Origin of the sequence: Segatella copri, assembly GCF_019249655.2 — a bacterium.
Classification (GTDB): Bacteria; Bacteroidota; Bacteroidia; order Bacteroidales; family Bacteroidaceae; genus Prevotella.
This window is the reverse complement of record NZ_CP137558.1, coordinates 12987-31691: the sequence shown is the minus strand read 5'-3', so window position 1 is coordinate 31691 and position 18705 is coordinate 12987. Positions and strand designations below refer to the sequence as shown.

Sequence of the window (18705 nt, the reverse complement as noted above, 5' to 3'; positions counted from 1 at the left end):
TTAAAATAGAACAACTATGAAATATCAGAAGATATTGGGTCTTGTAGCAACAGCCGGCTTATTGCTGGCTGGTTGCGCTACAGATTCCGACAACAGTAATACATGGCTCAGCGACCCGAATGCCGTTCATGTATCGGCTTCGGTGGGCAGCATCTTCACCCGAAGCAATCCGGCTGCAGCAGATGAAGCCGGACAGAAGAGTTTTAATACTGGTGATGTGATGGGCGTCAGCAATAACGGCACATCGATCACCTATACCTACAATAAGGGCACCAACGACTGGCAGCCAGGTAGTGAAAATTATCTGGTATGGGATAATAGCAACCTCACTTTCCAGTGCTGGTATCCTGCTGATGGCAAGAATTCCTTCAGCAAAGGCTATATCCAGGAAGACCAGAGCAGTGCAGAGGCGATTGCGAAATCAGATTATATGACGGCAGCGGTAACCGACCTTACTGAAATTCCTGGTAACCGCCAGCTTGATGTGACATTGGTGCGCAAGACTGCCCGTCTGATTCTCAACATCCAGAGTTTCAACGACCAGTTCACCGACGACACCAAGGTCAACCATATCCGTATCGCAAGCAAGGCATCTACTGAAGCCAGCGAAACATCTACCGTCAATATCAAGCCTTTGCAGAAGGGTGAGGGTGGAATCGGCACAACCTATACTGCCCTGGTTATTCCTGGAAAAGTAGAGGGAAAGCTCTATTTCACTGACAATGAATCCACCGAGACTCCGCTTGTTGTAAAGACAGGAGCCTTGGAAGCCGGCAAGAGCTATACCTACAATCTTATAGTGGGTAAGAATAAGGTGACTATAGGTAATGTTACTGTGGCTGATTGGGGAACTGATAAGATTGATGGCGGTAAAGCAGAATGTTACCCATACGTCACCTTTACGGCAAAGGATCCTCAAACATTTAAGATGACAACCTATAATGACTATATCATCTCTGAACTTGACTATTCTGTTGGTGGAAACGAATGGGCAGCTGTCAAGAAAGACACAGAAATTTCATTTGGTGGCGCAAATGGCGACCTTCGTTTGCGTGGAAAAAATACCGCAGGAACGGCAACAGGCACCGTTCAATATGCTACATATGCTACCATCACATTTACGAAAAGTAATGTGCCAGTGGCTTGCACAGGTGATATCCGCACATTGCTTGACTGGAATAACTATGCTACAGTCAATACAGAGAATGCGAGGTTCATTAAATTGTTCGAAAATTGCAGTGTATTAACTTCTGCCCCGGAATTGCCTGCTACAACATTAGCAAGAAACTGCTATGCCTGTATGTTCTCAGGCTGTACAAATCTCAAAACTGCCCCAGAATTAAAGGCTACAGCGTTAGCAGACTGCTGCTATGCCAGTATGTTCTCGGGGTGTACAAATCTCAAAACTGCCCCAAAATTGCCTGCAAAAATCTCACGAGTGGAATGCTATGCCAATATGTTCTCGGGGTGTACAAATCTCAAATCTGCTGAATTGTCTATAGAATTTCTTTATCGAAGCTGCTGTGACGCTATGTTCAATAATTGTACAAACCTGTCATCTGTTACAATGTTAGCACCAAGCAAAGAAATTACATTAAGCGGATCATCTTGTTTGTATTACTGGCTCAATAATGCCGGAACAGACCAAAGCGTACAAAACCGCACACTCAAAGTACAAGATAAGGCGGCTTACGAAGCACTGAAAGCAAATGCCAATTGTCTCCCTGCCAAATGGCAGATTGGCAAATGCACCGTTCTTGATAAAGACGGCAATGCAATAACAGAATAATAATCAAGAGCGCAACCCCGCCAGGCGTCCCGGCGGATTTGAAATCCGCCGTAAAAAAAGGTTCGACCTATTAAAACCGGGGGATTTGTAATCCCCCCAACACAACAAAAGGGAAATGCATTCTCCTTTGCTGCGGATTGCAAATCCGCAGAGCCTAAATAGGTTAGGACATTTTTTAACGCCGGATTCCAAATCCGGCGGAACGCCTAACGGAAAGGTAAAGGACAGAAGCAAGATTTGCCCCACACACCCTGAACCAACGGTCACCGGCCGAAGGGAAAGGTAAAGGGCAGAAGCTCCTAGCCCAGGGCGTGTGGGGCAAACAAGGCGAAAGTTCAGGAAAGATCTGCGTCATCTGCGCAAAAAGCTCTGCGTGAAGAAGAATAAATCTGCGTCATCTGCGAAATCTGCGTGACAAAACAACAAAGAATAAATCTGCGTGACAAAGAACAAAACATGTTTGCATGCAAACATGCAAACATGCAAACTTACAGGCATCGTAAACCCTGTCTACGATTGTCTGATGTCTCCAAGGCACACCAAGCAAGATTTCTGGCATTGGGATTGTCGCATTATCCACCTTTTGTAATTTTGTACCAGCCTGGTACAAATTCGCTTTGTTCCATTCTGAGCCATGATAGCCATTCCCCCTACAAAGGCTGATAGAACCGGAGTGTTCCCAGCTTCCCCAACTCCCCGTTCCGGGCATACCGAGCATCCGTGGCAGGATGAGAAAGGAGGATGAACTCACGGAGCAGCAGCTCGGGATGGAAACTCGTCATCTCAAAATAGGGAACACGGGAAGTATCTACTTCATAGATGTTGCCACGCTGAAAGGCTGACAATGCCTTGTAGCCTTCATACTCCTGAAGCAGTTGGGCTTTGCCCAAGGGAGCACCTCCGAAATACTTGAATGCCCAGACATCTATCTCCCTACCCTTCGCCAGAATCTGCTCCGGACTCATCGCCAGACTTCCGCTGTGATCATCCTCTGCAAAAACATAGCGGGCATGGGCATCCTTCAGAAGAAGGGCCATCGTGCTCCTGCCGCCCGGCACATACCATACCCCACCCGTCTTGCGCTCGGTCAACACCGAAAGACCTTCGGGCAGTTTCCCTGCCACCGACTTCAGCGACTGATATTCCTTTTCTATACCGGCAAAGAGCGAATCTGCCTGACGGCTGCCAAAGAGCATGCCATAGAATTTCATCCACTCTGCCCTGCCCAATGGCGATGTCTCCATATAGTCGGCTGCTTCTATCAGGGGGATGCGAAGCTTGTCGAGCTTACCATATCCGCCACTGTTCTCGAAAGGAGATACGAGGATTGCCTCGGGCTTCAGGGCGATGATGCGCTCAAGATCGGGTGCCATACCGGAACCGCAATCCACAACAGAGGATGATGATACGCGCTTCCTGATATCGGGAATATTGATATAATCCAGATCGCATACGCCACGGATGGCATTCCCCACACCCAACTCATACATCAGCTGGCAATGCGGAGCCATGAATACGGCACTGCTTTCTACGGGTGTGCGCACGGTATCCGTGACGCATCTTACGCCCGACACCCTGCGTCTGGCAAGCTGCGCCACGGTCTCATCCCCCTCCTTGCCCTTCGGGACGAGGATATAGCGATGCAGCAGGGTGCCAGCCTTCCAGGGGTTGGCTATCATCACTTCATCATAAGTCCCTTCATCATAAGTCCCCTCACCATGCCTTACGATGGTCAGCAACCGGGCATACTTCATCTTCAACGTATCACCTACTTCCCCATCACCAGATGCCGTCTTTCTGCCCTGGCAGGCAAACAAAGCTAGCGCCACAAGCGCCATGAATATACAGTTATATCTTTTCATCATATATTATATCTTTTCATCACGCAGCAAAAGTACGATAATTTTTCGAGACCCGCAAGAAAACATCGCAAAAACTATCCACTATCGTAAGGATAAGTCGCCCTGCTTCACTCTTACCGATTAAAAAAGTTATTACATAACAAAGAAATCCCAGGAAAACGGGCAGCACTGGAAGTGGATTTCTGATGCACACTAAAATACGTATTTATATGTATTTTTATGTTAACAGGAGTGTCGCATTGGTACCAATGCGACACCTTGAACATAGGAAGTAGACACTTTTTTTGAGGAAAGAGACACCTTATATCGGAAAAAAATGCTATATTTGCAGCATATTTAGAAGTAATGCCCATAGAAGCATTCTTCATACTGACAAGTTTAACTAAACGAACTTATATGAAAAAATCTTTAAGAACTAAAATTGGGCTACCGATTGCAACGCTTGCTGCCATCCTTCCGCTTTCTGTAACAAGGGCGGAAGTAAACGACGGTGTGCAGAAAGATGAGCAAGGATGGTATGTCGGCATAGATGGAGGTATGCCTTTCGGCTTCTCTACTTTCTCGAGTTTCGGACACGACAAGACCCGACTCGGTTGGGACGCCGGATTTTACGGCGGCTATCGTTTCAACAACATCTGGTCGGCTGAGCTATCGGCAAAATACGGAGAGATGAATCTGGCGGCGCAAGACTGCTGTGCAGAACGCAACTACTGGCTGGGAAGCGACGGCACGATATACAAGGCCAGCGTCCTGGGAATGGACTGCTGGGAGTATACCCAGCTGAAGAGCCAGGTAAAGATGGCACAGTTGGGGGCAAGAGTAAACATCAACCTGCTGGCTCTGTTTCCTCAAACTGCCAACAGCCGCTGGGAGGTGGCTGCATCGCCTCATCTATATGCCGTGACCACCAAGGCAGATATCCAGAACCTGACGGACGGAACAACCGTGAAGAAAGGTGCCACCCACTGGCATCTGGGATATGGTGCCAACCTGCAGGTGGGCTATCGGCTGAATGACCGCCTGAAACTGGGCATCTTTTCGGGATTGACCCGACTCACGGGCAAACGCCTGGACGGCATGCCGGAATATCTGCACAAGAACAACTATGTCTGGGAAAGCGGCATCAGACTGGGTATCAGTCTCACCAAACAGTAACCCATAAAACAATACAGACAATGAAAACAAGAAACAAACTGAATATCTGGCTATGGGTGCTGGCATGCATCCCATGCCTATTGGCTAGTTGCGACCACGACGTGCATGATGGCGAAGGAGACGGAGGCCTGTCGATATCTCTCGACTGGGCTGACGAGACCGACGAGGGCACGGAAGTGAAGGACGTGAAGACGTGGATCATGAATGCAGAAAATGGCACGCTGGTGGAGCAAAGCCAGCATGGCAGTGCGCAGGAAATGGCAAGCGAGCGATATGACATGCCCAAAGGTCACTATCGCATTCTCACCACCACCAACCTGGTGGCTCCGTTCACCATCAGTGAGCAGACTAGAGGCGTTGACAACATGAACAATCTGGTAATCAGTCTGTCGGGTACGGACGCAGCACCCGAACATGCCTATTATGGTGTAACAGACATCATCATAGACCATGAAAATGTGCACCATATCGTCAAAAGCGAAATGCGACGTGTGCTTGCCGAGCTCACCATCAACATAAAAGGGGCTCCTCTGCATACGGCTATCACGGGAAAGGTATTGAATGTTGCCACCGGACTGTTTGCCTTGCAGCAAAATGAAGATGGAACTTTCGGCACGCCAACAAGGACTAAGAAAGAATGCGATATTCCTTCCGGAATAACGATGTTGGATAACATGTTTGTAACAAAAACAATGTACCTGATGCCGACGTGCGATGGTGTTCAAAACACCAATCTGTTTATCGTGCTCAAAACTCCTGATGGTAACAGTACACGCTACGACCTGAAAGCTCCCGTGATGAAGCCGAGCGGCAAGTATATTGTCAACCTGGAATACAGCGAGATGAAGCCGGAAATGAACCTTACGAGTGTCAAGATAGACGACTGGACTGAGGGTTGGGTATATTATGGTGAAATCTTCGATCCGGAGAACTAGCAATAAAAAAGTCTGCCAGCATCACTGCTAGCAGACTTCTCTTTTCATTAACCGAACCTAAAATTACATCTATTTTTCAAGATATGCAATAAAATGCAAATGATAAACCTAAATATAAACTTTTCAGACATGAAAGTGCATATAAAAAGTGTTTGAGAGAAGAATGAGGAAAGTTTACTGGTAATCAGTTACTTTCCTCATTTTGGTTAAAAGTGGCGAGGACAGACGAAGACGGGAATACGACAAGATGAGACAGAGGAACGTTACCTATCCGTAACCTATACCCCAAATGGGGAATGTTGAGGTTCGGAAGAATGAGGAAGGTTACGAATTGAATTTGAACGCTCTGATTTATAGTGAGTTACTGATGAGTAACGTAAGATTTTTGGTTACGAACCAAATTTGCCGTATTCTGCCGTGAAATGCGTAGCAAGAAAAGACTCTTCATGTATTAATTTTGAACGCAAAAAAGAATGACGTTATGAAGAGTACATTTTCAATTATCTTCTACCTCAAAAGACAGGTAGTAAAGAAAGATGGTACTGTTCCAGTTATGGGACGTATCACAGTGGACGGAACACAGTCTCAGTTCAGTTGCAAGACAACTGCCAATCCAGATTTGTGGGACACCAAGGGCGGACGCATGATAGGTAAGAGTATGCAGGCTTTGGAAGTGAACCGCAAATTGGACAAGATGCGTGTGAGTATCAGTAAGCATTATCAGGAGATTATGGACAGGGACAACTTCGTCACTGCCGACAAGGTGAAGAACGCCTTTCTTGGCTTGGAGTATCGTTGCCATACACTGATGAAAGTCTATTCTCAAAGCCGTGATGAAATGGAAAAGCAATATAAGGCTGGCATGAAATCTTTGAGTACATACACGAAGTATAGAATCGGGTGTGCCTATGTGGGCGAGTTCTTGCAGATGCATTACCATGTGAAGGATATTGCTCTGAAAGAGTTATCGCTGCCTTTTATCACAGACTACGAGACTTTTCTCAGAACCGACAAGCACTTGAAGATAAACTCTGCGATGGTGTTTGTCCGCAATCTCCGTGCAATGGTATTCCGTGCCATAGATAATGAATGGCTCGTAAAAGACCCATTCAGACGATATGAGTACAAGGAAGAAGAGACCACAAGAGAGTTTCTGAGCAAAGAAGAGATTCACCTGTTGATGGAGACACCTATCACAAGAAAGAAGATGAGTATGGTGCGTGACTTGTTCCTGTTCTGTTGTTTTACAGGTCTCGCTTTCATTGACCTGTACAACTTGAAGGAAGAGAACATCAAGGAATTTTTCGATGAAGGTGAATGGATTGTTATCCATCGACAGAAGACAGGAACGGAAGCCAACATCAAGTTGCTTGATTATCCCAAGCAAATTATGGAAAAATACCGTGGATTGTGTGAAGACGGCAGGGTGTTTCCAGTACCCAACTACCAAAGTTGTATGGATTCGCTCAAAAGACTGGGCAAAAAATGTGGTATCACCAAGCCGCTGTCCTGGCACATGAGGAGTCACAGTAAATTCTTTTATTTATTGAATATCAGCGAGTTGAGTATTTTAAAGAATGTAACTGCTAACGATTTAGAAACGAGCTATATTCTTTTTCTTTCACAACTTTGCAATATACAAAGAACGCTTTGATTTCGAGTGCAAAGTTAAATCTAATTTCTGAAAAACAACATTTTATGCTGTGATTTTACAAAATATTAAGATTAGTCTTTGCAAAGGTAAAAGAGTAGTTACCAACAGTAATTTTCATGTAACGTCATTTTAAGAGTATGGCAAAAAGAACATATTCATAAACGCATATATGTATCTTGCCATAATGGGAAATCAATTGCTTAGTTCCATTTTTGCAGATTATATTTCTATTTTGTCTAAATTACGACGGAATACAGCAGATATTCAATGGATTCGGATGGATTATCACGATAAAATGTTATTTTTGTAGTGTAAAAACAATAAAAATATGAAGTTAAATCGCATAAGAGCAGTTTTAGAGGACAAAGGGATAAGCCAAACATGGCTTGCAAAGAAGTTGGAAAGGAGTTTCAGTACGGTCAATGCATACGTATGCAACCGCACTCAACCCAATCTTACCACACTTCTTGAAATCGCGCAGCTATTGTCTGTGGATATGAAAGAGCTTATCACGGACGAAAAGGAGCGTAATGATTAGAGCGATTATGGGAGGTAAAACAACTATGGTATGAGAATAAACAAATGGATTCCTATAGTCTTAGCGATAAACATTGGGGTATTATGCTTTGCTCTATATGTTGCCACGACATATCAGCAGCAAAACTATATTGTTTCATGTGAACAGCCGATTACAAATTACTCCATCCTGGAGGTAAATTGTAGAGGGCACAGAATGCACTCAACGGTTAAAATCGCATACGCTGGTAAGGACTATTATGTAGGTGTAAGCAGAGAACTTTGCAAAAATATTGGGCAAGCCGAGTTCTTCTATGATATGCAGCATGACACGGTTTTTGAGAAAGATTATCTATGTATGAGGCATATCGTGTTCTTTTTTGTGCTGTTTGCTTTCTCTTTACTGTTATGGAAATGCCCAGAGGTTCGGAAATACCAAGCGACAAGGAAAGATATTCTAAAAGTAAGGAAAGATATTTTTCTCAAAGATGCCCATCCCATCCTAAAAGAAAAAGGGTTTGTTGAGAAACCTTTCAAGACATCAAACTTTGGATGGAATGGCTTTGGTTATATTTATGATATGTGCCGTCTTAGACAGGGCAAGTTCTTGGATTTTGTGTCGGTAAGGATAACACAAGGCGACAGATACATAAAGATATTTATAAATGCCTTTGAGGTCACCCCTCAACTTGGCTCTCTTTCTTCACTTAAAGAGACGGAAGGTCTGAAATACGTCATACTTCCAAACAGTGAAAAGGAAATGAGGCTTGACTCTGATTTTATAAAGGGAATGCCTGCTCTATCTAAGGAGTTTTGGTCTGGAGGGTTGAAGGTAGGGCGTTACTTCACGGAAATTGGTTACAACAATCAAGTTGAGAAATTAAAAGAGAAAGTGATGTCAAGAGTTTGCGATATTGATGCTTACTTCGAGAAATGGCATGGATGCCATCGTCCGAACCTTGTAAAATGGGATGGGGAATTGATTGAAAGAAGATAAAGTTGTACTTCCTGCGGATTGCAAGTCCGCAGAGACTAAAAAGAACATCAAATGAGAAACATTGATTTTAGCTCAGTAAAGGAAACAATAGGGAAGATTTACTTTGGTATTTGTATTTGTGTTTTTGCTTATGCCGTTATTGGTGTACCTATACTATTAACCTGAGTTCGGGATAAGAAAGTCATTGTAAAAGTTGGTAATCCCAATAATTTTTAGTACCTTTATGGTTGTGAATCAATTAATTATAAAATTAAAGGATACTATAGTTATGGAGATTACCAAGGACAAAATTACAGAAATTTTCTGTATTATCGATGAGTTTTGTCAAGAATATGATAAAGAAATTGCACGCATGTCCATTTGTGAGCCGGACGGGCGTAAGCACCGCAATCGTAAATGGACTATGAGTCGCTCGGAAATTATGACAATACTCATCTGTTTTCATTTCAACACTTTCCGCAACTTCAAGCATTATTACCTCTTCTATGTCAAGATGCACTTGTGCGACTTGTTCCCCAAGCAGCTCTCATATAACCGCTTTGTTGAACTCGAGTCCAGAGTCGCGGTTGAGATGATGCTGTTCCTCCAACTGTTTTGCTTTGGCAGATGCACGGGTATAAGTTTCATTGACAGCACATGCATTCCCGTATGCCACAACAAGCGCATAACAAGGAACAAGGTATTCCGTGGTTATGCAGAAAGAGGTAAGAGTACCATGGGATGGTATTTCGGTTTCAAGTTGCACCTGATATGTAATGAGAGAGGTGAACTGCTTAACTTTATGCTTACGAAAGCGAATGTTGACGACAGAAATATAGATGTGTTTAACAGATTGAGTGATAACGTGTTCGGAAAATTATTCGCAGACAAAGGATATATTTCACAGGGCTTGTTTGAGAGATTGTTTAACGACGGTATTGAAATTGTCACTGGCTTGAAATGCAATATGAAAAACAGGCTCATGCCATTGTATGACAAGATTCTGTTACGCAAAAGGTCTGTCATAGAAACCATCAATGACGAACTTAAGAATGTTGCACAACTTGTACATTCAAGACATCGTAGCGTGTTCAACTTTGTAATGAATCTCCTTTCTGTTTTGGCTGCGTATAGCTTCTTTGAAAAGAAACCGTCCATCAACATTGACTATTGCATAGAGAATGTTAACGGACAGCTCGCTGTTATAAAGTAAACTTTATTTGGATTTTACAATTCTGCATTTTGCCATCCATATTGTTTGGAGGGTAAATGTAATATGCACCTATCGGAAATCTGGCATAGCAAGAAAAATGACTGTTGCTTATCCCGAACTCAGGTTATTAGGTCTGCTGAAAAAGCATGGTGTGAAAACAGAAGCCGTCATTACACCTAATACTTCGTCTTGGCTCCATCGCTATACTACGAACTGTTATCTGTATGAGTTTCAAGTCGGAGATAAAACTTATGATGGAAATTCGCTTGTGGAGGAAGGTGATTATCGCAAGATTGGCACCAGGGTACAAGTGCTATACTTGGATTGGTATCCTTCTTTCAACAGACCTACGTATTATTGGGATGATTAATCGCTTTCTGCGGATTGCAAGTCCGCAAGGCTCAAATAAACACAATTATGGAAGAAAAGATAAAGCTAAGAGATAAACTTGCAGATATTGCCTTGCAATGGCAAGCAAGTTTTGGGGTTGCACCGTCTATTACAAGTTCCATTTCAGAATATGATGCAGCAATGTTGATAGGTATGTCTGAGAAAGAATACTCCGATTACATGAGAGATAAAACTGCTGTTGCCAAAGGGACGGATTTCGTTTATAGAAATATAAGATATCAAGTAAAAGCCAATCGTCCAAGCGGTAAAAAAGGAAGTAAAGTAACGATGGTTCCCAAAGCCTCGAACTACGAATGGGACAGGTTAATTTGGATATTATATGACAAGGACTATGTAATGCAAGAAGCATGGGAATGGTATATGAAAGACTATAAAATGGCGTTTGAAAACAAAAAAAGATTATCTCCCGAAGACTACAGAAAAGGGCACTGCCTGTATCATAGATAACAGAAAATCGTGGATTCAAAAAACCACAAAAACGAATAGCTTTATGATAGAAAAAATAATGTCTAAACTTGGAATGGTCGTTTTATGGTGCATTGTCATCATATATGGCATAGGTGTCATCACTCATATCTGCTCAGATATTATCGGTGTTGTCGTGCTTGTCATTTTGGCTGTTATATCGATTATTTTTGTACTCTATGCCAAAAGATACAAAATATGGTTCAAGAGGCAAGTCAAGATGCTTAGTACGATTTGCGAGAAGTCGCCCAATGATTCTCACATCATGCACGAAGAACAGTTAACCGAATCTTTTGATTCTGCCAACTTCTTCGTACAATACAAGCCAGAGACTAAGGAGTTCTTTTTCCGCAGCTATTATTACTTCATTTTTCCTGATTACGTTAAGACTTGGAGCAAGGCGGTTAAGGAGATCCAAGCACTTGTTTCTAAGGAAGCGCCTAAAACAAAAGTCGAAGTAAATTCTGTAGGTCAGATTGGCAAGGACTTCACGCTGATAATGTCTCCAAAAGATGCCAAGAAAAGTTTTTTGTTGTCTTTGGCTCATTTGTGCATCCGTCTGAGAAGCCAACTTCCATGCAATAACAAGATATTGATATACAAGTTCTATTTCAAGATAAAGGTGTTCGACACGATTTGCTATGGCGAGTTTGATGGCGTGAGAGTATCAAAGGCTATCACAATTTCTGCAGATGGCAACTATTGCGTAGCTAATGTCGAAATAGATGGTTGCTTTCCAGAAGATTTCATCAAACTCAATCCCCCAATGTCCATCATCCTGCAATATGACTTGTATTCGATAGAAACCAATATGTTGGTTAGCAAAGAGGAATTCGATGCGCATTGGGAGAAATGCAAAGATTTATGTGAATCATAATCAATAGAGTATGGATTACAAATTCGACAGCACTATGAATTTTACAACTATAATGTTAGGACATAAGAAAAAACAAGTTAGGCTTCAGTCAGAAGAAATCTATGACCCTTTTCACGTTTTTCCTAATTTACAAAATGTAATTAAGAACAATGTTTTCTACATTGATGAGGGAAATGTGTTTTATGATTTTATTGGTGATCAAGGACCATTAAGATTTGTTTCTGATAAATTTAAAAAATTATTAGAAAGTAATGGAGTCAAAGGATTATCCTTTATACCAATAAGGATTAGAGGATCAAAGTTACAGTATTTTGCATTCGTAGAAGCACAGGTGGATTCTATATGCGAGTACGATTCTGACGGAGACCGTATTTATGGAACTTTTCAAATAGATTTTACATCATGGAATGGTGAAGAAATCTTCTACCTAAAAGATAGTGGTGCAACAGTTTGTTCATTAACAATACTCTGTTAATTCTTATGTAATCGATTGAAAATGAGAGAGTTAATTAACGTAATATAACTAATAAAATTTGGTTAAGTGGCTGATTATCAGTAACTTTATAGTTCTCTAAGCTCAAAGTTATATGACATCAGAACCACTCAACCAATATACGGAAATATGCAGAGATGCTATCAAAAGTTCATCTGCAAAGTTAAGCAAAACTTTCGAGAGTCTACTCTTGGAAATACTTTTATTGTACATGACGATACAAAGAAAGATAAATTTCACTCAAATGGAGCGTTACGGCACCCATTGTGAGCAGACCTACAGAACGAACTTCAACCGTGGTCGTGCTAAATGCATAGACTGGGTGAAGTTCAACCTTGCCCTATGCCGACGTTACTTGAATATGGATGGTCTATTGGCTATAGCCATCGATCCGAGCTACATCAGCAAGTCGGGTAAGAAGACTCCGCATATCGGTACTTTCTGGTCCGGTTGTGCAAGTTCCATGAAGCATGGGCTTGAAATCATGGGGCTTGCACTTGTCGATGTCCATGCCAACAGTTGCATGATGCTGCGCGCCCATCAGACTCCATCTACTGGAGAATTGAAAATGCGTAACATGACTCTCGTGCAACATTACATAGCGGTCATCAAGCGTTATAAGAAGGATTTGTTGAAGGTCACCGATATTGTTGTCGCTGACGCTTTCTTCTCTATCCGTCCGTTTGTGGACGGAATCAAAGAGTGCGGTTTCCATCTTGTCAGCCGCTTCAGGGATACTGCGAGCCTATATTATGTGTATACGGGACCTCGTTCCAATAAGCCTGGACGTCCCAAGACACTTGACGGAAAAATCAACTACAAGAAACTTGACCTCACACGTATGGCAGAGTTGCATATTGAAGGACTTGAAGGCACAGCCTACACACTCATAGCCTATTCAAAGGCATTGAAGCAGAAAGTGCGCCTTGTCATTTGGGTTATGCCGAACGGAAAACACAAGCTTTTCTTCTCAACAAAGACATCCATGTCGGGTGAGGAAGTGTTGCGCACATACCGCTCAAGATTCCAAATAGAGTTTTGTTTTCGCGATGCAAAGCAATATACTGGTCTTACGCATTGCCAAGCAAGACACAAGAACCAGTTGGACTTTTCCTATAATGCATCATTCGCATCACAGAATGTTGCGAAAGTGATGATGAAGGAAAATGAATTGCCGTATTCCATGGCTTCTTTCAAGGAGATTATGGCAAGCACATACATCGCTAAATTAATTTTCAACAAGTGTCGGAGAATACCGAACCGAAAGTTAATTAGTCATACTATCAAAGAACTCTTTGGCTGGCAACGTAAAGCTGCTTAGCCATTATCTCAAATTTTAACGAACTATTGCATTAAGAGTTAAAGAACTAATTGAAAAAAATGGTATCACAAATATAACTTTTGAAGATTTAGATAAATATTAAAGATTAACTATGATGCATTAATAAAGTAACGAATTATGTACTATCAAATAACATTTACGTTAGATAAAAGAATCAGAGGCAGATACGAAATGCCACATACTGTTAAGATAAAATCAAAGGACTTTCTGGACTATATGTCTGAGAAAAATAGGAATATTTCGATGTATTTTGAGAATAAGCACGACATATATATTAATATGCCCAATGAAATAGAGGGACAAATTATCAAAAGGAAAGACTATGTTGATTTCATGGATTTTTCGCCTGCATGCCTAAGTTTGAAAGCAGTTGTTAGCGCAAAAGTTAAAAATGTACTTGAGCAAATACACGTTCGTAAATCAGAATACATTCTGAAGCGAATAAAAATTGACGGCATCGCATCTGACTTTTATCTTTTGTTTGTGCCGATTATTAAAGATACAGAATTTGTTTATCCTAAGTGCGAGTTTATTGATATATACAATGAAAAATGTAAAGTATTTCAAAACAGAAAGGAGTTTTACAACGACAATGATATTTACTTCCCAAAGCGAATCACACTAACACCGAAATATAGAAACCAAGATTTGCTATATCCACAAGGTTCTGATGTCTTTTTCTCAAAAAGAGTTCTTGACGCTTTTGCAGATGAAAAAATTGTTGGTTATGACATTATTAAGGGCGGATGTTTCTATTGTACGGTAGAAACAACTGACGAGATATAAAAATTAAGCCCTCATGAGCACATCTGTTGTCATTTGCCACAACTCTGTGCAATTATCCGGTTTTGTCATTTCAAGAGTATGGCAAAAGAACAAATATTCATTGCAAACATATATCTTGCTGTGTTAGAAAACCATTTATTTAAGTTCCACATTTACAGATTCTATTTTCATATTGTCTAAATTACGATAGAATATCGTAGATTTTCAAGGGATTATAACCGATTATCACTACAAAATGTTATTTTTGTAGCAGGAAATGAGTATAAAACAGCATTTCATTGTAATGTACAATACAAAGTAAAATATAATGAACGTAATATGAAACTAAGAGATAAAGATACAAAGAAATATTTGCTCACAGTATTTGTGGCCACATTTGTTGCCTATATTATTCCTGCAGTGGTCTTGTACTTGGGATATTTTATGGGCATTATGCTTACGATTTGTATTTCCTTGTTTAACTTGAGTATGGCTTTGCTTGCTTGGCTTTGGGCAAAATCTGTTAGAAAGGAATTTTTGCTGAAAAGACAAATAATATTGAATAGTCTTGTGACGTTGTTTTTGATAGGCATTATTTCCTTAGTTGTAACCAATGGGGCAGCCTTATCTTTGAGCCTCATAGTGTTTGTTTGGTTGGGGATAGTCAATCTCCTGCCAATTTGTATCCAGTATGCCATTTATTCTTTTATTTCAAAAAGAACCAATTCAAAGAAAGAGAGGCCTATATGAAGTATATAGAATTGTTTTGGAATAGGCTATATTATTGCATTTTTAACTGCGATAAGAAAACGCAAACTCTCTGAAATGAACCTCGAAAAGCTCAATGTTATCACTTTGACAGAAAGTGGAGGACTCACAGGGGAAATTGTTGTTATCAAAAAGAGACATAATCATAAAAGAAAATAAACTATGGCAAGAGGAAGAGACATTTGCAACACTCTCAAAGCCATTCGCAAACAAATAGCAGATGCTAATGGGATTGCCTATTCACCAGAAGAATGTCACTTCACTGGTGAGTGCAAGGGAACTTGCCCCAAATGCGAGCAAGATGTGAGAGATTTGGAGTATGAATTGCGACGTAGGCAGATTGCAGGAAAGGCCATCAAGGTCGTTGGCATTGCAGCAGGACTTGTTGCTTTAACGGCTTGTTCTGATGGAAAACCACAGCGAAATGCTTCAGACATGGTTACAGGTGATACAATCATTGTTAAAAAAGAAGAACCGAACCCAAGAAACAGACAATTAGAAGGAGCCATTTCTCTTGGCAACAAGGAGAAACTTCTGGAAGAAGAAAACAGAAAGGACGGGGAGGCTTCATACAATCCATCCTTAGAAACAAAAGAGATAAAAAAGAATATCAAAGGCAATTCCTCAAAAAATCAAGGCAGGAATGCTGTCACCAGGTCTGCCATTGGTATAGATTCCATTGAAAGCAGCAAAATATTTGATAATGCTGATGAGGAAGCGTCATTTCCTGGTGGCATAGCGGCGTGTATGAAATATATTGCAGACAATTTTCGCTATCCAAACATACAGGGCGATTGCAGCATACAAGGAAAAATTGTCGTTAGTTTCATTGTCAATGAAGATGGAAATCTAAATGACATCAAAGTGAAGAAAAGCGTCTATTCTGACCTTGACAAAGAAGCCGTCCGGGTGGTGAAAAGTATGCCAAAGTGGATTCCTGCCAAGCAAAACGGCAAGGCGGTGAAATCAAAATACACGCTTCCTGTCTACATCCACGTGCAGTAACTATAAAAAAGGAAAAATCATGGCAACAAGAGGACGCAACATTTGCAACACGCTCAAGGCCATCCGCAAGCAGATCGCGGATGCCAACGGAATCAGTTATTCACCCGAAGAATGCCACTTTAAGGGCGAATGCAAGGGCACTTGCCCGAAATGCGAGCAAGACGTGAGGGACTTAGAACACGAACTGCACCTCCGACAGATGGCAGGGAAAGCCATCAAGGTCGCAGGAGTGGCTTTGGGCATCACCGCCCTCACCGCATCCGCCACATCGTGCGCCACGCAGAAGGGATATTACAAATCGACACCGCCTAAGTCTGAAAAGGTTATCCCTATCCAGTTCCGAAAATACACCACCAACGACATCGCCCTACTCCAAGCGAAAGATTCTCTCAGCAAGAAAGGAATGCTCTTCGTTCAAGGGCATCTCATTAGCGACGAGGACAATGAGCCGCTTATTGGAGCCTCCGTCATCGCTAAACTTTCGGGAAAGTATGCAATAACTGATGTCATTGGAAACTTCACTCTCGAAGTGGAGCAAGGCGACACGATAACCGTGCAATACATCGGCTTCATAGACCGAAGCATCAAACTATCTGAAATGAGCCGAGACAAGCTCAATATCATCACTCTAATATTCAACGAAAGTGCCTTAGGGGAAGTCGTGGCTGGAATCGTTCCCGAAGTCAGAATTAGAGGAACGGCTCCCGTCATCAAAAGAGAAGATACTTTCGAAGAGGCTTCATTCCCAGGCGGTTCGACTGCATTGACGCAATACATCAAGACCAACCTTCAATATCCAAAAGAATGTCGGGAAGGCGCGCCAATAGGCAGAGTCATCCTTGGTTTCACCGTCAACAAGGACGGAAGTTTGAGCAACATCAAGGTGGAGAAAAGTCTTGTCCCTATCCTCGACGAGGAAGCCATCCGAGTACTGAAAAGCATGCCGAAATGGACTCCTGCCAAGAAAAACGGAAAGGTGGTGAAATCACATGCCACCGTTCCTTTCACATTTAAAGTAGAATAACATGAAGACCGCCCCACTCATTTGCATCGACCGCCACCGCCTCACGATAGACGGCGAGGGCGTCACCACGCTTGTGGCATTCCACGGTTGTCCGCTTCGTTGCAAATACTGTCTCAATCCCCAATGCCTTGATGCTGACGGCGTATGGCAGGAGGTGGATACAGAACTGCTGATGGCGAACGTGGAGATGGACAACCTCTACTTCTTAGCTACAGGAGGCGGCATCTGTTTTGGTGGAGGTGAACCGCTTCTGTGGAGTTCATTCATAAAGGAGTTTTGTGAACTATGCCCAGAGGGATGGCACTTTACGATGGAGACGAGTCTAAACGTACCTCGCCATCACTTGGAGAAAGTCACCCCATACATTGACTCCTTTATCATCGACATCAAGGACATGAATCCTGCCATTTATCAAGCCTACACAGGTAAGCCCAACCGGCAAGTTATCGACAACCTTGTCTGGCTCAACACTCATGCCAAACATAAAGACAAGATCATCCTTCGTCTCCCCATAATCCCCAAGTTCAACACCAAAGATGACAGGAAACACAGTCGCCAAGTCTTAATAGAATTAGGATATGAGAATTTTGATGAATTTGAATATGTTATTAGAAACAAATAAACAGTTTTAATTATATGTCCCAATGAAATGGATTTGAATGTAAATTCCATCTCATTGGGGTATTGGATAAAAATTATTGGTAATTTTTAATAGTACGTTTTATGCTATTAGACTCTCTGCGAAGTTCATTGGCTACACTGTCTTTGTATGCAGCCATCCGTACCATTTCATTGTATTTGAGAACAGAATCTTCGTAAGCTGCAACACGATTTTTTACATCATCTATAACTTTCTCATCTCGGCAAACAGAAAAATGCTTTTCGATGTAGTGAATATTCGGGTCGTCAGATGGAAGCACCATCTTCAATGCCCTATACTTAAAGTCCGCCTCTTCCCAATCTTGGTACTCTTGCCATTGGGTGAGGTTGCCCCAAATTGAGATAACCAAAGACAGAGCCAAGCCTCCAATGAAAAGAAGAACATACTTTGAAGTAGGCTCGAAGCGATGGGTTACGACTTTCTTTTGAGGTGTGTTGTCCATTGCGTTAAGTTTGTCCTGTACAAATTTTGATGTGACATTCTGCTCTTGTTTCACCTGATTAATGGTATCAAACAAGAGTTTGCTTCGCTGTTCATCTTTGCTTGCTTCTTTCTTGGTAAGGTCGATATAGACGCATATCGCCTCTCTTAATTTTGCTAATTTGCCAATAGTTTCCTCTTCTCTTGCGGATACAGAAAGGATGGCTTTTTCAAGTTTGCTTGTATCAACACTTGCAGGGCTGAGAACTGTTTCCGCTCCTGCGTTCTTAGGTGAGGCAGAAAGTTCATCGACTTTCTGCTCCAATCTCTCAACTGTGCCGTAGATGGCTTCCAATAGTTCTTCTTTCATCTTT

The 18705-nt window shown here is 42.0% G+C and carries 18 protein-coding genes; 16 read left to right on the top strand and 2 right to left on the bottom strand.

Features of this window, described 5'->3' with window-relative positions:
- The first annotated feature begins 16 nt into the window (after positions 1 to 16).
- On the top strand, positions 17 to 1789 hold the full coding sequence (locus KUA49_RS17385; RefSeq protein ID WP_218413475.1) for a fimbrillin family protein: 1773 nt from the start codon (positions 17 to 19) through the stop codon (positions 1787 to 1789).
- A gap of 650 nt (positions 1790 to 2439) precedes the next feature.
- Here the strand turns inward: KUA49_RS17385 and KUA49_RS17380 are convergent.
- Positions 2440 to 3654, bottom strand: coding sequence for an ABC transporter substrate-binding protein (locus tag KUA49_RS17380; RefSeq protein ID WP_256624931.1), 1215 nt, complete (start codon positions 3652 to 3654; stop codon positions 2440 to 2442).
- Positions 3655 to 4047: 393 nt separating this feature from the next.
- Here KUA49_RS17380 and KUA49_RS17375 point away from each other — a divergent pair, with 393 nt between their 5' ends.
- The 15 genes from KUA49_RS17375 to KUA49_RS17305 all read left to right on the top strand — a co-directional run bounded on the left by KUA49_RS17375 (position 4048) and on the right by KUA49_RS17305 (position 17872).
- Positions 4048 to 4806 carry an outer membrane beta-barrel protein gene (locus KUA49_RS17375; protein ID WP_218413474.1) on the top strand — a complete coding sequence of 253 codons (759 nt, stop codon included), beginning with the start codon at positions 4048 to 4050 and terminating at the stop codon, positions 4804 to 4806.
- Between the two features lie 20 nt (positions 4807 to 4826).
- Positions 4827 to 5741: a FimB/Mfa2 family fimbrial subunit gene (locus KUA49_RS17370; RefSeq protein ID WP_218413473.1), complete on the top strand. Its 915-nt coding sequence runs from the start codon at positions 4827 to 4829 to the stop codon at positions 5739 to 5741.
- A gap of 481 nt (positions 5742 to 6222) precedes the next feature.
- Positions 6223 to 7395 carry a site-specific integrase gene (locus KUA49_RS17365; RefSeq protein ID WP_318331701.1) on the top strand — a complete coding sequence of 391 codons (1173 nt, stop codon included), beginning with the start codon at positions 6223 to 6225 and terminating at the stop codon, positions 7393 to 7395.
- Between the two features lie 328 nt (positions 7396 to 7723).
- Positions 7724 to 7933, top strand: a complete 210-nt coding sequence (locus KUA49_RS17360; protein WP_218413472.1) for a helix-turn-helix domain-containing protein — start codon at positions 7724 to 7726, stop codon at positions 7931 to 7933.
- 30 nt (positions 7934 to 7963) lie between these two features.
- The gene (locus tag KUA49_RS17355) at positions 7964 to 8908 is read left to right on the top strand and encodes a hypothetical protein (RefSeq protein WP_218413471.1); all 945 of its coding nucleotides are present in this window, start codon (positions 7964 to 7966) and stop codon (positions 8906 to 8908) included.
- Between the two features lie 268 nt (positions 8909 to 9176).
- A complete protein-coding gene (locus tag KUA49_RS17350; RefSeq protein WP_218413470.1) occupies positions 9177 to 10100 on the top strand; it encodes an IS982 family transposase in 924 nt (307 codons plus the stop codon).
- 417 nt (positions 10101 to 10517) lie between these two features.
- On the top strand, positions 10518 to 10958 hold the full coding sequence (locus KUA49_RS17345; protein ID WP_218413469.1) for a hypothetical protein: 441 nt from the start codon (positions 10518 to 10520) through the stop codon (positions 10956 to 10958).
- A gap of 238 nt (positions 10959 to 11196) precedes the next feature.
- On the top strand, positions 11197 to 11853 hold the full coding sequence (locus KUA49_RS17340; protein WP_218413468.1) for a hypothetical protein: 657 nt from the start codon (positions 11197 to 11199) through the stop codon (positions 11851 to 11853).
- Positions 11854 to 11863: 10 nt separating this feature from the next.
- Positions 11864 to 12328: a hypothetical protein gene (locus KUA49_RS17335; protein ID WP_218413467.1), complete on the top strand. Its 465-nt coding sequence runs from the start codon at positions 11864 to 11866 to the stop codon at positions 12326 to 12328.
- Positions 12329 to 12557: 229 nt separating this feature from the next.
- The gene (locus tag KUA49_RS17330; RefSeq protein ID WP_237474194.1) at positions 12558 to 13667 is read left to right on the top strand and encodes a transposase; all 1110 of its coding nucleotides are present in this window, start codon (positions 12558 to 12560) and stop codon (positions 13665 to 13667) included.
- Positions 13668 to 13967: 300 nt separating this feature from the next.
- Positions 13968 to 14474: a hypothetical protein gene (locus KUA49_RS17325; protein WP_318331700.1), complete on the top strand. Its 507-nt coding sequence runs from the start codon at positions 13968 to 13970 to the stop codon at positions 14472 to 14474.
- Positions 14475 to 14792: 318 nt separating this feature from the next.
- Positions 14793 to 15203 (top strand): hypothetical protein, encoded by a 411-nt coding sequence (locus KUA49_RS17320; protein WP_218413591.1) that lies wholly within the window; start codon positions 14793 to 14795, stop codon positions 15201 to 15203.
- A gap of 180 nt (positions 15204 to 15383) precedes the next feature.
- Positions 15384 to 16226, top strand: a complete 843-nt coding sequence (locus KUA49_RS17315) for an energy transducer TonB (protein ID WP_218413590.1) — start codon at positions 15384 to 15386, stop codon at positions 16224 to 16226.
- Between the two features lie 19 nt (positions 16227 to 16245).
- Positions 16246 to 17250, top strand: a complete 1005-nt coding sequence (locus KUA49_RS17310; protein ID WP_218413589.1) for an energy transducer TonB — start codon at positions 16246 to 16248, stop codon at positions 17248 to 17250.
- Between the two features lies 1 nt (position 17251).
- Positions 17252 to 17872 (top strand): radical SAM protein, encoded by a 621-nt coding sequence (locus KUA49_RS17305; protein ID WP_218413588.1) that lies wholly within the window; start codon positions 17252 to 17254, stop codon positions 17870 to 17872.
- A gap of 73 nt (positions 17873 to 17945) precedes the next feature.
- On the opposite strand, the gene KUA49_RS17300 is transcribed toward KUA49_RS17305, so the two are convergent.
- Entirely contained in the window at positions 17946 to 18701 is a 756-nt protein-coding gene (locus tag KUA49_RS17300; RefSeq protein WP_264908586.1) for a hypothetical protein, read from the bottom strand.
- Between the last annotated feature and the right edge of the window lie 4 nt (positions 18702 to 18705).

Bases quoted from the DNA above. Each gene is read 5' to 3' on its own strand.
- KUA49_RS17385 (WP_218413475.1), top strand. From the start codon at position 17: ATGAAATATCAGAAGATATTGGGTCTTGTAGCAACAGCCGGCTTATTG.
- KUA49_RS17380 (WP_256624931.1), bottom strand. From the start codon at position 3,654: ATGATGAAAAGATATAACTGTATATTCATGGCGCTTGTGGCGCTAGCT.
- KUA49_RS17375 (WP_218413474.1), top strand. From the start codon at position 4,048: ATGAAAAAATCTTTAAGAACTAAAATTGGGCTACCGATTGCAACGCTT.
- KUA49_RS17370 (WP_218413473.1), top strand. From the start codon at position 4,827: ATGAAAACAAGAAACAAACTGAATATCTGGCTATGGGTGCTGGCATGC.
- KUA49_RS17365 (WP_318331701.1), top strand. From the start codon at position 6,223: ATGAAGAGTACATTTTCAATTATCTTCTACCTCAAAAGACAGGTAGTA.
- KUA49_RS17360 (WP_218413472.1), top strand. From the start codon at position 7,724: ATGAAGTTAAATCGCATAAGAGCAGTTTTAGAGGACAAAGGGATAAGC.
- KUA49_RS17355 (WP_218413471.1), top strand. From the start codon at position 7,964: ATGAGAATAAACAAATGGATTCCTATAGTCTTAGCGATAAACATTGGG.
- KUA49_RS17350 (WP_218413470.1), top strand. From the start codon at position 9,177: ATGGAGATTACCAAGGACAAAATTACAGAAATTTTCTGTATTATCGAT.
- KUA49_RS17345 (WP_218413469.1), top strand. From the start codon at position 10,518: ATGGAAGAAAAGATAAAGCTAAGAGATAAACTTGCAGATATTGCCTTG.
- KUA49_RS17340 (WP_218413468.1), top strand. From the start codon at position 11,197: ATGCTTAGTACGATTTGCGAGAAGTCGCCCAATGATTCTCACATCATG.
- KUA49_RS17335 (WP_218413467.1), top strand. From the start codon at position 11,864: ATGGATTACAAATTCGACAGCACTATGAATTTTACAACTATAATGTTA.
- KUA49_RS17330 (WP_237474194.1), top strand. From the start codon at position 12,558: ATGACGATACAAAGAAAGATAAATTTCACTCAAATGGAGCGTTACGGC.
- KUA49_RS17325 (WP_318331700.1), top strand. From the start codon at position 13,968: ATGCCCAATGAAATAGAGGGACAAATTATCAAAAGGAAAGACTATGTT.
- KUA49_RS17320 (WP_218413591.1), top strand. From the start codon at position 14,793: ATGAAACTAAGAGATAAAGATACAAAGAAATATTTGCTCACAGTATTT.
- KUA49_RS17315 (WP_218413590.1), top strand. From the start codon at position 15,384: ATGGCAAGAGGAAGAGACATTTGCAACACTCTCAAAGCCATTCGCAAA.
- KUA49_RS17310 (WP_218413589.1), top strand. From the start codon at position 16,246: ATGGCAACAAGAGGACGCAACATTTGCAACACGCTCAAGGCCATCCGC.
- KUA49_RS17305 (WP_218413588.1), top strand. From the start codon at position 17,252: ATGAAGACCGCCCCACTCATTTGCATCGACCGCCACCGCCTCACGATA.
- KUA49_RS17300 (WP_264908586.1), bottom strand. From the start codon at position 18,701: ATGAAAGAAGAACTATTGGAAGCCATCTACGGCACAGTTGAGAGATTG.